13 protein-coding genes are annotated in these 13,136 nt (G+C 71.3%); 7 read left to right on the plus strand and 6 right to left on the minus strand.

Annotated elements, in window-relative coordinates:
• The first annotated feature begins 78 nt into the window (after nt 1-78).
• Nucleotides 79-945 (plus strand): trypsin-like serine protease, encoded by an 867-nt coding sequence (locus ACH41F_RS30410; RefSeq protein ID WP_391237187.1) that lies wholly within the window; start codon nt 79-81, stop codon nt 943-945.
• 21 nt (nt 946-966) lie between these two features.
• Here ACH41F_RS30410 and ACH41F_RS30415 read toward each other — a convergent pair whose 3' ends face one another.
• Complete coding sequence (locus tag ACH41F_RS30415; RefSeq protein WP_391236497.1) at nt 967-1,389, minus strand: secondary thiamine-phosphate synthase enzyme YjbQ; 423 nt, start codon at nt 1,387-1,389, stop codon at nt 967-969.
• Between the two features lie 122 nt (nt 1,390-1,511).
• Here ACH41F_RS30415 and ACH41F_RS30420 point away from each other — a divergent pair, with 122 nt between their 5' ends.
• The 5 genes from ACH41F_RS30420 (at nt 1,512) to ACH41F_RS30440 (ending at nt 5,496) form a co-directional block, all read left to right on the plus strand.
• Nucleotides 1,512-1,595: a putative leader peptide gene (locus tag ACH41F_RS30420; protein ID WP_313884353.1), complete on the plus strand. Its 84-nt coding sequence runs from the start codon at nt 1,512-1,514 to the stop codon at nt 1,593-1,595.
• Nucleotides 1,596-1,704: 109 nt separating this feature from the next.
• The gene (locus tag ACH41F_RS30425; RefSeq protein ID WP_391236500.1) at nt 1,705-2,583 is read left to right on the plus strand and encodes an ABC transporter permease subunit; all 879 of its coding nucleotides are present in this window, start codon (nt 1,705-1,707) and stop codon (nt 2,581-2,583) included.
• Nucleotides 2,556-3,329, plus strand: coding sequence for an ATP-binding cassette domain-containing protein (locus ACH41F_RS30430; protein ID WP_391236503.1), 774 nt, complete (start codon nt 2,556-2,558; stop codon nt 3,327-3,329). The genes ACH41F_RS30425 and ACH41F_RS30430 overlap by 28 nt, the downstream gene beginning before the upstream one ends.
• A 42-nt stretch (nt 3,330-3,371) precedes the next feature.
• On the plus strand, nt 3,372-4,391 hold the full coding sequence (locus ACH41F_RS30435; RefSeq protein WP_391236506.1) for an aliphatic sulfonate ABC transporter substrate-binding protein: 1,020 nt from the start codon (nt 3,372-3,374) through the stop codon (nt 4,389-4,391).
• A gap of 37 nt (nt 4,392-4,428) precedes the next feature.
• The gene (locus ACH41F_RS30440) at nt 4,429-5,496 is read left to right on the plus strand and encodes an NAD(P)-binding domain-containing protein (RefSeq protein ID WP_398838350.1); all 1,068 of its coding nucleotides are present in this window, start codon (nt 4,429-4,431) and stop codon (nt 5,494-5,496) included.
• An 11-nt stretch (nt 5,497-5,507) separates the two neighbouring features.
• Here ACH41F_RS30440 and mltG read toward each other — a convergent pair whose 3' ends face one another.
• Both mltG and ACH41F_RS30450 read right to left on the minus strand, forming a co-directional pair.
• Nucleotides 5,508-6,392, minus strand: a complete 885-nt coding sequence (gene mltG, locus ACH41F_RS30445; RefSeq protein ID WP_391236512.1) for an endolytic transglycosylase MltG — start codon at nt 6,390-6,392, stop codon at nt 5,508-5,510.
• Nucleotides 6,393-6,435: 43 nt separating this feature from the next.
• A complete protein-coding gene (locus ACH41F_RS30450) occupies nt 6,436-8,238 on the minus strand; it encodes an ABC transporter transmembrane domain-containing protein (protein WP_391236515.1) in 1,803 nt (600 codons plus the stop codon).
• A gap of 151 nt (nt 8,239-8,389) precedes the next feature.
• Between ACH41F_RS30450 and ACH41F_RS30455 the strand changes: the two genes are divergently transcribed.
• Nucleotides 8,390-8,890 (plus strand): MarR family transcriptional regulator, encoded by a 501-nt coding sequence (locus tag ACH41F_RS30455; protein ID WP_391236518.1) that lies wholly within the window; start codon nt 8,390-8,392, stop codon nt 8,888-8,890.
• Nucleotides 8,891-8,985: 95 nt separating this feature from the next.
• On the opposite strand, the gene ACH41F_RS30460 is transcribed toward ACH41F_RS30455, so the two are convergent.
• The 3 genes from ACH41F_RS30460 to ACH41F_RS30470 form a co-directional block, all read right to left on the minus strand.
• Nucleotides 8,986-10,461 (minus strand): cation:dicarboxylate symporter family transporter, encoded by a 1,476-nt coding sequence (locus ACH41F_RS30460; RefSeq protein WP_391236520.1) that lies wholly within the window; start codon nt 10,459-10,461, stop codon nt 8,986-8,988.
• 173 nt (nt 10,462-10,634) lie between these two features.
• Nucleotides 10,635-12,314: a peptide-N4-asparagine amidase gene (locus ACH41F_RS30465; RefSeq protein ID WP_398838353.1), complete on the minus strand. Its 1,680-nt coding sequence runs from the start codon at nt 12,312-12,314 to the stop codon at nt 10,635-10,637.
• A 57-nt stretch (nt 12,315-12,371) separates the two neighbouring features.
• A complete protein-coding gene (locus ACH41F_RS30470) occupies nt 12,372-13,121 on the minus strand; it encodes a L,D-transpeptidase family protein (protein WP_391237189.1) in 750 nt (249 codons plus the stop codon).
• Nucleotides 13,122-13,136 lie beyond the last annotated feature (15 nt).

Here is a 13,136-nt window from a genome sequence, read left to right on the forward strand (position 1 = left end):
CCGCACCGAAGCACCGCGCGCCCGATGTCGACGTGGGCGCATCCCGGACCCGGCCCACGACCTCGGGAGCCTTCCGTGATCAGAGCACGCCGTACCGACACCCGCCGCCCCCGGCTGATCGCCGCCCTGCTGAGCCTGCTGACGGCGGCCGCTCTCGCCGCCCCCACGGCCGCGGCCACCCCCCTGACCGCCGCCCCGGTGTCCGACGCGACCGCGGCCGTGGAGTCCCTGGGCGTCCCCGGGACGAGCTGGGCCGTCGACGAGCGCACCGGACAGCTGCGGATCCTCGCCGACTCCACCGTCACGGACGCGCACCTGGCCGACCTCCGGCGAGCCGCCGGAGCCTCCGCGACCGTGCGACGGCTCGACGGCCACCTGCGCACCCTGCTGTCGGGCGGTGACGGCGTCTACACCGGCGGTCGGCGCTGCTCGGCCGGCGTCAACGTGCGCAGCGGCTCCACGTACTACTTCGTCACCGCTGGCCACTGCACCGAGGGCGCCTCCACCTGGTACGCCAACTCCGGTATGAGCACGGTGATCGGGCCCACCACGGCCACCAGCTTCCCCTCGAACGACTTCGGCGTCGTCCAGTACGCCAACCCGGCCGTGCCCCGTCCCGGCACCATCGGAACCGTCGACGTCACCGGCACCGCGACCGCGTACGTCGGCCAGAGCGTCTGCCGCCGGGGAGCCACCACCGGCGTCCGCTGCGGCCGCGTCACCGCACTGAACGTCACCGTCAACTACGCGGGCGGCACCATCGTGTACGGGCTGATCCAGACCAACATCTGCGCCGAGCCGGGCGACAGCGGCGGCCCCCTCTACGCGGGCGACAAGGTCCTCGGCATCCTCTCCGGCGGCTCCGGCAACTGCACCTCGGGCGGCACCTCCTTCTTCCAGCCGATCCAGGAGGCGCTCGACGCGTACGGCGTGGCCGTCTACTGACGGGGCGTCACCACACGACTCTCAGCCGAGGAAGGACAGCCGGACTCGACGGTCCGGGTTGTCGCGGTTGGTGTCCACCAGACACACCGACTGCCACGTGCCCAGCTCCAGGCGGCCCTCCACCACCGGCAGGGTCGCGTGCGGCGGGACGAACGCGGGCAGGACGTGGTCGCGGCCGTGCCCGGGGCTGCCGTGACGGTGCTGCCAGCGGTCGTCGGCCGGCAGGAGGGTGTGCAGGGCGGCGAGGAGGTCGTTGTCACTGCCGGCGCCCGTCTCGATGATCGCGATGCCCGCGGTGGCGTGGGGCACGAAGATGTTGAGGAGGCCGTCGCGACCGGCGGCCGCCTCCCGCAGGAAGGCCTCGCAGTCGGCGGTGAGGTCGACGACCCGCTCCGCCGAGCCGGAGGTGACGTTCAGGACCCGGGTGGTGAATGCATCTGACATGCGTCCATCCTCGCCCATACGGACGGCGTCACGGAGGACCGGCCGCCCGGCGGGCGAGATGGCCGGTCCACTCCGCGAGACACCGTTGACCATGGCCACGCCATCTGGCTAGGTTCGGCCGCATGTTGCGTTCAGCCCTGCTCACCACGCGCGGTCACATCGACCTGCTGCGGGTGGCCTCCGCCGCGTGTCGCCGCGGCCGCTGACGCCTTCCTCCCCCTCTTCACTGGCACCACCCGTACCCGTACGTCCCTCATGACGTGACGGTGCCGACGCACACCCTCCCCCAGGCCCGCTCTCCCCCGTGGAGCACCCATGAGCATCAGCCATGCCCCACCCGACTCCCTGACGTCCGACATTTCGGGTATATCCAAGTCGCCCGAGACATCTCTCGCTCTCGAACCGATCCTGCCCAGCTCCACCCGCCGCACCCGCGTACCCCGCTGGCTGCGCCGCGCCACCGGCCCGGTGCTGCTGTTGGCCTTGTGGCAACTCCTCAGCACCACCGGTGTGTTGACCGCCGATGTGCTCGCCTCGCCGGGCCGCATCGCGCAGGTCGGCGGCGATCTGATCGGTGACGGCTCGCTGGGCTCCGCGATGGCCACCTCCCTCCAGCGCGTCGCGGCCGGCCTGCTGCTCGGCACCCTCGTCGGCACCGGACTCGCCCTGGTCTCGGGGCTGTTCAGGATCGGCGAGGATCTCGTCGACGCCCCCGTCCAGATGCTGCGGACCGTTCCGTTCGTCGGCCTCATCCCGCTGTTCATCATCTGGTTCGGCATCGGCGAGGCACCCAAGATCGCCATCATCACGCTCGGCGTGACCTTCCCGCTCTACCTCAACGTCTACGCCGGAATCCGGGGCGTGGACGCCCAGTTGATCGAGGCCGGCGAGTCCCTCGGTCTGTCGCGGTGGGGGCTGGTGCGGCACGTCGTCCTGCCGGGGGCGCTGCCCGGCGCCCTGACCGGCCTGCGCTACTCGCTCGGCATCGCCTGGCTGGCGCTGGTCTTCGCCGAGCAGGTCAACGCGGACTCCGGGATCGGGTTCCTCATGGTGCAGGCGCGGGACTTCCTGCGCACCGACGTGATCGTGGTCTGCCTGATCGTCTACGCCTTCCTCGGCCTGCTGGCCGACTTCGTCGTCCGTTCCCTCGAAAGGCTGCTGCTGCAATGGCGACCGACGTTCACCGGCCGGTGACCTCCCGAGAGGCGGAGGCGCCCACGGCGCCCCGCACCGCGCCCGCGGTCCGGGTCGAGGGGCTGACCCGCTCCTTCGACGGCCGCGCCGTCATCGACGACCTCCGACTAGACGTGCGGCAGGGCGAGTTCGTCGCCCTCCTCGGCCGCAGCGGCTGCGGCAAGTCCACCCTGCTGCGGATCCTCGCCGGCCTCGACCGGGACATCGAGGGCACCGTCCTGGTACCGCGCCGCAAGGCCGTCGCCTTCCAGGCACCCCGGCTGATGCCCTGGAAGAAGGTGTGGCGCAACGTCCTGCTCGGCCTGCCCGGCAAGCCCGCGCGCACCGTCGCCGACCAGGCCCTGGAGGAGGTCGGGCTGAGCCACCGTTCGGACGCCTGGCCCAAGACCCTCTCTGGCGGCGAGGCCCAACGCGCCTCGCTGGCACGGGCGTTGGTGCGCGAGCCCGATCTGCTGCTCCTGGACGAACCGTTCGGGGCACTCGACGCGCTCACCCGGATCAAGGCCCAGCGGCTGGTGGGCGAGTTGTGGCAGCGCCGCGGCTGCGCGGTCCTGCTCGTCACGCACGACGTGGAGGAAGCCGTCCTGCTCGCCGACCGGGTCCTCGTGATGGACGACGGGGTCATCGCCCACGAGCAGCGCGTCGACCTGCCCCGCCCGCGCGACATCGGCGACCCGCGGTTCGCGGAGCTGCGCGCCGGCCTCCTGGAACGTCTCGGCGTCGACACGGCCGCCGAAGCCGCCTGACCCTCCCCACCCTCAAGCACCAGCACAGAAACGGACCTTCCCATGCGCCGACGCCTCGCCCCCGCCGCCCTGCTCCTTCCCCTCGCCCTCCTGCTCACCGCCTGCGGCGGCAGCGCCTCGGCCGGCTCGGGGTCCGACACGGACGGGGAGGGCTCCCTCACGCTCGACGTGGGTGACCAGAAGGGCGGTTCGGAGGCCGTCCTGCGGGCGGCGGGCGAACTGAAGAACCTCGACTACAAGATCAAGTGGTCGACGTTCACCTCGGGCCCACCTCTCCTGGAGGCCGTCAACGCCAAGGCGGTCGACATCGGCGGTGTCGGCAACACCCCGCCGGTGTTCGCGGCCGGCGCCGGCTCGAAGATCAAGGTCGTGGCCGCCTTCCACGGCACGTCCAAGGGCGACGCCATCCTCGTGCCGAACGACTCGAAGCTGACCTCGCCCGAGCAGCTCAAGGGCAAGTCGGTGGCGGTGGCGCAGGGTTCCTCCGCCAACTACCAGTTGGTCGCCTCCCTGAAGAAGGCCGGGCTCGGTCTCGGTGACGTCAAGGTCAAGTACCTTCAGCCGGCCGACGCGCTGGCCGCGTTCACCTCCGGCAAGGTCGACGCGTGGGCCGTCTGGGACCCGTACACCTCGCAGATCCTCCAGGCGAAACAGGGCCGCGTCCTGACCACCGGCGAGGGTGTCACCAACGGTCTGACCTTCCAGGTGGCGGCGCCGGACGCGCTGGCGGACAAGGAGAAGGCCGCCGCGATCAAGGACTATCTGGAGCGGCTGCGGCGCGCCACGGCGTGGGTGTACGACCATCAGAAGGAGTGGGCCGAGGTCTGGGCGAAGGACACGGGGCTGCCGTACGAGGTCGCGCTGGCCTCGGTGAAGCGGACGAACGCCTCCCGGATCTCGGTCGCGGTCGACCAGCCGCTCATCGCCTCCGAACAGGAGATCGCCGACACGTTCACCGCGCTCAAGCTGATCCCGCGCAAGGTCGACTTCGCCGACTTCGTGGACACCCGGTTCAACGGCGGCCTGCCCCCGTCGACGACCCCGGGGCGCGGCGAGGGCTGACGGGAAGATCCGCGACCCCGGCGCCGTTGGTAGAAAGGTGAACAACACCGAGGTCGTCGTCATAGGCGCTGGTCAGGCCGGTCTTTCCAGCGCCTTTCACCTGCGCCGGACTGGTTTCGAGCCCGAGCGGGACTTCGTCGTGCTGGACCACTCCCCCGGCGCGGGCGGCGCCTGGCAGTTCCGGTGGCCCTCACTGACGTACGGCAAGGTCCACGGCATGCACTCCCTGCCGGGCATGGAGCTGACCGGCGCCGATCCCGCGCGGCCGTCCTCGGCGGTGATCTCCGAGTACTTCGCGGCGTACGAGCGCACCTTCGACCTGCGGGTGCGGCGGCCCGTCGACGTGCGGGCGGTCCGGGAGGGCGCGGACGGGCGGCTGCTCGTCGAGACCTCGGCCGGGACCTGGGCGACCCGGGCGCTGATCAACGCCACCGGCACCTGGGACCGGCCCTTCTGGCCGCGCTATCCGGGCCAGGAGACGTTCCGGGGACGGCAGCTGCACACGGCCCGGTACCCGGGGCCCGAGATGTTCGCCGGGCAGCGCGTGATCGTGGTCGGCGGGGGCGCGTCGGGCACCCAGCATCTGCTGGAGATCGCCCCGTACGCCGCCGCCACGACCTGGGTGACCCGGCGGCCGCCCGTCTTCCGCGAGGGCGAGTTCACCGAGGAGGTGGGCCGGGCCGCGGTCGCGCTCGTCGAGGAGCGGGTACGGCAGGGGCTGCCGCCGCGGAGCGTGGTGTCGGTGACCGGGCTGCCGCTGAACGACGCCATCCGGCAGGGCCTCGCGGACGGGGTCCTCGACCGGCAGCCCATGTTCGACCGGATCACCCCGGACGGGGTGGAGTGGGATGATGGACGGCGGGTGGCCGCCGACGTCATCCTGTGGGCGACCGGCTTCCGCCCCTCGATCGACCATCTGGCGCCGCTGCGGCTGCGCGAGCCGGGGGGCGGCATCCGGGTCGAGGGGACGCGCGCGGTCGCCGACCCACGCGTCCATCTCGTCGGCTACGGCCCGTCGGCCAGCACCATCGGCGCCAACCGGGCGGGCCGGACGGCGGTGCGGGACATCAGACGGCTGCTCGCGGGGGAAGCGGTCACCGTCTGACGTCCCGCCGGTCACGGCTTCGGCTGCTGGGCCTTCTGTGCGGGCGCCGAGGACTGCGGGGTCTGTGAACCGCCGCTCTTGTGCTGGGCGTTGAACTCGGCCACGTTGCGCAGATGCTCCTCGTAGCTCGCCGTGAAGCGGGTGTCGCCCGGCTTGACGGTGACGAAGTACAGCCAGTCACCCGGCGTCGGGGTGATCGCCGCGCGCACGGCGTCCTCGCCCGGGTTGGCGATCGGCGTGGGCGGCAGGCCCATGCGCTGGTACGAGTTGTAGGGGCTGTCGATCCGGGTGTCGGCCTCGGTGGTCCTCAACGTGGAGCGGTTCAGCGCGTAGTTGAGGGTGGAGTCCATCTGCAGCGGCATGCCGCGCTCCAGGCGGTTGAAGATGACCCGGGCCACCTTGCCCATGTCGGCCTTGGTGGCGGCCTCGGCCTGGACGATGCTGGCAATGGTGACGGCCTGGTAGACGTTCATCGCGTTGCGCTGGGCACCGGCGGCGATCGGCGCGCCGTTGAACTTCTGGTTCGCCGTGTTGACCATGAACGACAGCAGGGACTCCGGCGTGGACTTCTCGTCCAGCGGATACGTCGCCGGGAAGAGATAGCCCTCCGGGTTGCCCTCGGCGTCGTTCGGCAGTCTCAGGGTTGCCTTGGCGAGAGCCTTCTTCGTGGTGCCGGCGGGGCGGGCGAGCGCCTTGTCGACGGCCGCGTAGACCTGGCTCGCGCGCCAGCCCTCGGGGACCACCAGCGAGGTGGGCTTGGCGTCCTCGTCGCTGCCCAGGCTCAGCAGCGGCACCGCCACGGCGGTGCCGGCCACGACGGCCCCGGTCGCGATGAGGACGAGGCGGCCCCGGCGGGTCAGTCGAATCGAGCTCCGTGACGGAGTGTTCTGGTACATGCGGGCACGGTAACCCCCATATCGTTACAAACCCGGCATATCTTCAGCTTGTCGGTTCCAGTTGAGCATCCCGGCGTACGAGGGCCGCGTACCGTCCGCCCTTCTCCAGCAGTTCCTCGTGCGTGCCGCGCTCGGCCACGGTCCCGGAGTCCAGGACCACGATCTGGTCGGCGTCGCGGACGGTGGACAGGCGGTGCGCGATGGTCAGCGTGGTGCGGTCGGCGGACAGGGTGTCGATGGCCTTCTGCACGGCCGCCTCGGTACGGGTGTCCAGGGCGCTGGTCGCCTCGTCGAGGATGAGGACGGGCGGGTCGCGCAGGATCGTACGGGCGATGGCCAGGCGCTGCTTCTCGCCACCGGAGAAGCGGTGGCCGCGCTCGCCGACGACCGTGTCGTAGCCGTCGGGAAGGCCCGCGATGTGCTCGTGGATCTGGGCCGCCCGCGCCGCCGCGTGCAGTTCCTCGTCGGTGGCGTCGGGCTTGGCGAAGCGCAGGTTGTCGGCGACCGAGGCGTGGAAGAGGTACGTCTCCTGGGAGACCACGCCGACCGCGCGGGCGAGCGTGTCGAAGTCGAGGTCCCGGACGTCGACGCCGTCGAGGGTGACACGACCGGCGCTCACGTCGTACAGGCGCGGGACGAGATGGCCGAGCGTCGACTTCCCGGCGCCGGTCGGACCGACGACCGCGAGGCTGCCGCCGGCGGGGACGGTGATGTCGATGCCGTCGAGGATCGGGGTGCCCTCGTCGTCGTAGCGGAACTCCACTCCCTCGAAGCGGACCTCGCCCTTGACGGCGTCGAGGTGGACCGGGTTCGGGCGCTCGGTGATGTCTATCGGCAGGTCGAGGTACTCGAAGATGCGCTGGAACAGCGCGAGCGAGGCCTGGATCTGGACGCCGGTGCCGAGCAGGCTCACCGCCGGGCGGAACAGGCCCTGCTGGAGCGAGACGAAGGCGACGATCGTGCCGATCGAGACCTCCGGGCCGCCCGTCTGGAGGGCGAGACCCGCGGTCCAGTAGATGACGGCGGGCATGGCGGCCATGACGATCGTGATGACGGCCATCCGCCAGCGGCCGGCCATGTTGGAGCGCACCTCGAGGTCGACCAGGCGCTCGGACTCGTCCGAGAAGGACCGGGTGAGCGAGTCGGAGCGACCCATCGTGCGGCCCAGCAGGATGCCGCTGACCGACAGCGACTCGGTGACCGTGGCCGCCATCGCGGCCATCTGCTTCTGGCGCTGCGTGGTGATCTTCTTGCGTTCGTTGCCGACGCGGCGGCTGATCCACACGAACACCGGCAGCAGCAGGAGCGAGACGACGGTCAGGCGCCAGTCGAGGGCGATCATCGCGACGATGGTGGCGACGACGCTGGTGGCGTTGGAGACCAGCGAGGTGGCGGTGGAGGTGACCGTCGCCTGCATGCCGCCGATGTCGTTGGCGATGCGGGACTGGACCTCGCCGGTGCGGGTGCGGGTGAAGAACGCCAGCGACATCCGCTGGAGGCGGTCGTAGACGGCGGTGCGCAGGTCGTGCATGACGCGCTGGCCGACGGTGGTGGAGATCAGGGTCTGCAGGACGCCGAAGACGCTGGTCAGTACGGCGCTGAGGACCATGCCGAGCGCCAGCAGACTGAGCAGTCCGGTGCGGCCCTCGGGGATCGCGACGTCCAGCGTCTCCTTGAGCAGGAAGGGCGTGGCGACGGAGACGAGGGAGGCTGCGCCGACCAGGAGGCCGACGACGGCGAGGCGGCTGCGGTAAGGGTGGAAGAGTCTCAGGATGCGGCGCACCTGCCGGGGCTGCTCCGCGGAGTCGCCGGACGGTGTCCAGGTGGGGTCGTTGTCGGGGTGCATGGGCTCCTTCGGAGGCTCATCGGGGCTGCGAGGGCGTGGGACGCGGGGGCGCGGGGTGCCCGGGTGCCGGACCGCGGGTGCCCGGGCTTCGGGGACCCTAGCCCATTGTTACCTATGCTCACAATGCACATCATCCTGATATTGTTCCCGCATGACCACCCCCGATCCCGACGGCCCGCTCGCCGAGCAGCTGCTCCGGTTCACTCGACGTGTGCACCGCATCCAGAAGCGGCACATCGAGCAGAGCGGACTGGGCGTCACGCCCGCGCAGTCGCGGCTGCTGCGCACGCTCGCGCACTACGGCTCGCCGCCGCGGATGGCGGACCTCGCCGAGCGGCTGGAAGTGGTGCCGCGCGCGGTGACCTCGCTGGTCGACGGGCTCGAGGCGAGCGGCAAGGTGCGGCGGGTGCCGGACCCGACGAACCGGCGGGTGATCCGGATCGAGCTCACGGACGACGGGCACAAGGCGCTGGGCGCCCTGCGGGGCGCTCGGCGCTCGGCCGCGGCGGAGATCCTGGCGCCGCTGACGGAGGAACAGCGCGAGGTGCTGGGGGGGTTGCTGGACACGCTGGTGGACGGGGCGCCGGTGGGTGGGATGCCGGCGGGCGGGGTGCCGGCGGACGCCGGGGCGACGGACGGGCGGCACTGCTGAGCCCGGGGCGGGACGCCTCGCGGGTGTCCGCTGCTGAACGGAGGAGGGGGCGGCGGTCACCCCGTGGGTGACCGCCGCCCCCTCCTCCGGGACGGTCAACTGGCCTCGGAGGCCGTCTCCTTGGTCTTCTGCGTGGGTACGGCGTCGGTCTTCCGCGCGGATACGGCGTCGACGTGTGCCGCCGTCTCTCCGGGCTCGGGCTCCGGGTTGAACTCGGCCTCGGACTTGGACTCAGGCCCAAACTCGGCCTCATGCCCGGACTCGGCGGCCTCGCCCTCGAAAGGCCCCCCGTCCAGCACCCTCCTCGCCCGGTCGAGGTCCAGCGCGCCCTCCCAGCGGGACACCGCGAAGACGGCGACGCAGTTGCCGAGCAGGTTGGTCACGACACGCATCGAGTCCATGATGCGGTCCACCCCGAGCAGCAGGGCGACGGCGCCGGCCGGGATCGCGCCCAGCGAGGAGGCGGTCGCGGAGAGGGCGAGGAAGGCCGAACCGGGGATGCCGGCCATGCCCTTGCTGGTCAGCATCAGCACGAGGATCACGGTGATCTGCTGACCGAGGGTGAGGTCGACACCGACGGCCTGGGCGATGAACAGCGTGCCGATGGACAGGTAGAGCGAGGCGCCGTCGAGGTTGAAGGAGTACCCGGTCGGCAGCACCAGGCCCACGGCGTCCTCCCGGGCACCCGCCCTGCGCAGTTTCTGCATGACCCGCGGCATGACCGACTCGGTGGAGGCGGTCCCGAGGGCGAGCAGCATCTCCTCGCGGATGTAGCGCAGGAACTTCCAGAGGCTGAGCCCGGTGACCGCCTTCAGGGCGACGGAGAGCAGGACGATGAACAGGGCCGCCGCCGCGTAGCACAGGACGATCAGCTTGGCGTAGGTCTCGATGACGCCGAGGCCGTACTGGCCGATGAGGACCGCCATCGCGCCGAACACGGCGAGGGGGGCGAGGCGCATGATGAAGCCGACGACCGCGAAGATGATCTCCTGCGCCTGCTCGACGGCGGGCAGGACCCGCGGCACCTTGGTGTGGCCGAGGTGGAGCAGCGCGGCACCCACCAGGCAGGCCAGGATGAGGACTTGGAGCAGCTCGTTCTCGGCGAAGGCGCCGATGAAACTGGTCGGGATCGCGTTGAGGACGAACTCGGTCGTCGACGGCAGTGAGCCGCCGCCCGTCTTCGCGTCGACCGCCGACGCGTCCAGCGTCGACGGGTCGACATGCATCCCCGAGCCGGGCTGGACGACGTTGGCGGCGAGCAGGCCGATGAGCAGGGCGAGCGTGCTGGCGACCTCGAACCAGATCAGCGCTTTGAGGCCGATCCGGCCGAAGGCCTTGAGGTCGCCGGCCTTGGCGATCCCGACGACGACCACGCAGAACACGAGCGGCGAGATGATCGTCTTGATGAGCCGGGTGAAGCCGTCGCCGAGCGGCTGGAGGTCGGAGGCGACGTCGGGCCACAGCTTTCCGACCACGACGCCGAGGACCAGGGCGACGGCGACCTGGGCGAAGAGTGAGGTACGCAGTATGCGTGCGACGCGTCGCGGCAGGGACGGGACGGACGGCGGCACGGGCACTCCTAGTGGGGGACGTCGGCACACAGAAGGACGGACGGGGACTTCTGCCATACGGAAGTCGGCTTCCGTGGCGATCACTTTGGACGTGCCGTTGATCGCGTATGAGACCGCCGTGTTTCCCCCGCGTAAATCCATCCCTGAGTGACGCGGCGCACACACAACTGCTCTCAGCAGCCCTCGCGATCCTCCGTGAGCACCCCCTGGACGCTGGTCAGGGACCGGTCGTAGCAGCCGTCCGAGCCGTGGAGCCGGTAATGCTCGCGCGTCGTGCCGACCGCGTGCCGCTGATCGCGCGGGACGTTCACGGTCCAGGTGGCGTCGCCGGTGTAGGTGTCGTCGAGCCGTGACCACGCCGTCCGACGCCCGGCGCGCACGGTGGCGACGGCGGCTCGGTCACCGAGGGTCAGCACGGTCCGCAGCCGGTCGTCACCGCCGAGCGTGGTGGTGCCGTCCATGGTGTACGTCCGCTCCGTGCGCGTCGTGCGGGCCGGGCCGCGCCCGTCGACGGTGACCGACTCGCGGTCCGTCCAGGTCGCGGCGAGGGCGTCGACGTTCTCGCCGTCGGTCCAGCGGTGCGTGGAGCTGTTGGCCAGGGACCGGCGGACGGTGGTGGTCACCCGGCCGTGCGAGGTGTCGACATACCCGGCGACGGTGAGCCGGTGCGCACCCTCCGTGTCCAGGCGGTGCTCCGAACCGGGCGTGTAGGTCGAGGAGTTGATCGGCTCGCCGACCGAGTGGCGGGTCAACTCACCGGTGACGTGCGCCCTCTTGGCGTCCTGCCAGACGAGGACGTTCACGGGTGCGCTCCAGCCCGTCTGTCCCTCGGGGATGCCGACGACGTCCACCTCGATCCGGTGCGGGCGGCCGTCGTTGAGGAGTCCGGCGAACGGTGTCAGGTCGTATTCGATCGGCTTGACGTCGAAGGCTCGCGGTCCGGGGATCACGTACCAGAGAAAGGGGTTGGACCAGCCGCCCGTCCACACGTGCGGGAACGGCGCGGCGATTCCGGCGAGTCGGCCGTCGACCGTGATCTGCACCTCGCGGTAGGGGCCGCCCGCGCCCTTGCAGGAGTACGGCGCCTCCTCGGGCACCGTGAGATACCAGTACTCCTCGCAGCCGCCGCCCGAGCCGGTGGCGTAGACCTCGGCGACGACGCGTTCGCTGTTGCGCGGGGTGGTGACGGTGCCGTCGGTGAGGGTGAGAACCTGATCGGGCGTCCCCTGGGCGGCGGGCCGGCCCGCGTAGAACGTCAGTGTGACCTTGACGTCGATGATGCCGGTGTACGTGTCGTCGACGACGTTCCCGATGAGCATCTCCACGTCCTGGCGGTCGCGGAAGGTGTCGCTGTAGCGCGTGACGTCCTTGTCGACCGACCACCGGATACCGTCGGGCGACGGCTGCGGGGTCGACGTACGGAAGACCTCGACGCCGCCGACGCGCAGATAGCCGAGGCGGTCGTACTGACGGCCCTTCACCTTGCCGTCCATCCGCAGGACCACCTTGCTCCAGCGGTCGCCGCAGCCCTCCGGCGGGGCGTAAGTGCCCCTGTACGGCGTGAAGTCCCGGAACTGCGCCTGGGCGAGCGTGACATGGCAGGCCTTGCCGGAGGGCCGGGCCACGCGCGGGGCGGCCGTGAGGGGGTCGTGCCAGTCGGAGCCGAACTCGGCCGGGACGTCGGAGACTTGGGAGGAAACCTCGGACGACCGGGCGGGCGAGTCTGCCGATGAGGCGGAGACCGCGGGCGACCGGGCGGGCTGGTCTGCCGAGCGGGCGGGGGCCGCTCCGAGGAGGGTGCTCGTCAGGAGGGTCGCCCCGGCGAGCATGGACATGACGATCCGTCTCTTCATGGCCGGTGTTCTACGGCGAGTTGGGCACCCTCCGCAATGATGCCTCCCCCGCGAGGGCTAGCGCTCCAGGGCCGCCCTGTCCCCCATGACCACCACAGGATGCCGGTCCGGGTCGAGCGTGCGGAGCAGGTACTCCATCGCCGTTCTGGACAGGCTGACGCAGGCGGACGTACCGCTGCCGTGGTCCATGTGCAGCCAGATGCTCCCGCCCTTGCCCGCACCCTCGGGGCGGGTCGGGTCGTTCGGCGGGGTGCCCGGGAGACGGTTGTAGTCGATGGCGATGACGTAGTCGAAGTCGTGCCAGTGGGTCCGGGGCCACCAGCGCGGGGCCGCGAAGGCGGCGGAGCGGGTGTAGGGGAGCTTGGCGCCGGGGTCGGCGAGGACACCGCCCGCGTCGCTGAGGGTGAACACGCCGACCGGGCTGCGTCTGTCGCCCTCGTGGTGGTCCGCGGTCCAGCCCTTCTTGCCGTTGTGCGCGGGCCAGCTCCGGACGCGGTCCCAGGTGGAACCCCGCTTCACGTACAGGACGACCGTGGAGCCGGGTGCGTCCTTGCCGTCGCCGTAGACCACGACGACCTGGCCGGAGTCGGCGGGGATGCGGCGTCGCAGGCGGTCACCGACGCCCGGGACACCGCGGGGCGAGGGATCGTCGGCCTCCGGGGCGGGGTGGTGCGGGCTGTCGCCCGTGGCCGGGGTGGAGCGTCGCGCGGGGCCGTCGGCCTGCGGCCCGGCTCCGGTGGCTTTCGCCGCAGGGGCCGCCGCACGGTTCGGGGAGCCTCCGCAGGCGGTCAGGGCCGCCAGGAGCATTCCGCAGATCACCAC

It is taken from the genome of Streptomyces sp. NPDC020489, assembly GCF_044386545.1.
GTDB lineage: Bacteria > Actinomycetota > Actinomycetes > Streptomycetales > Streptomycetaceae > Streptomyces.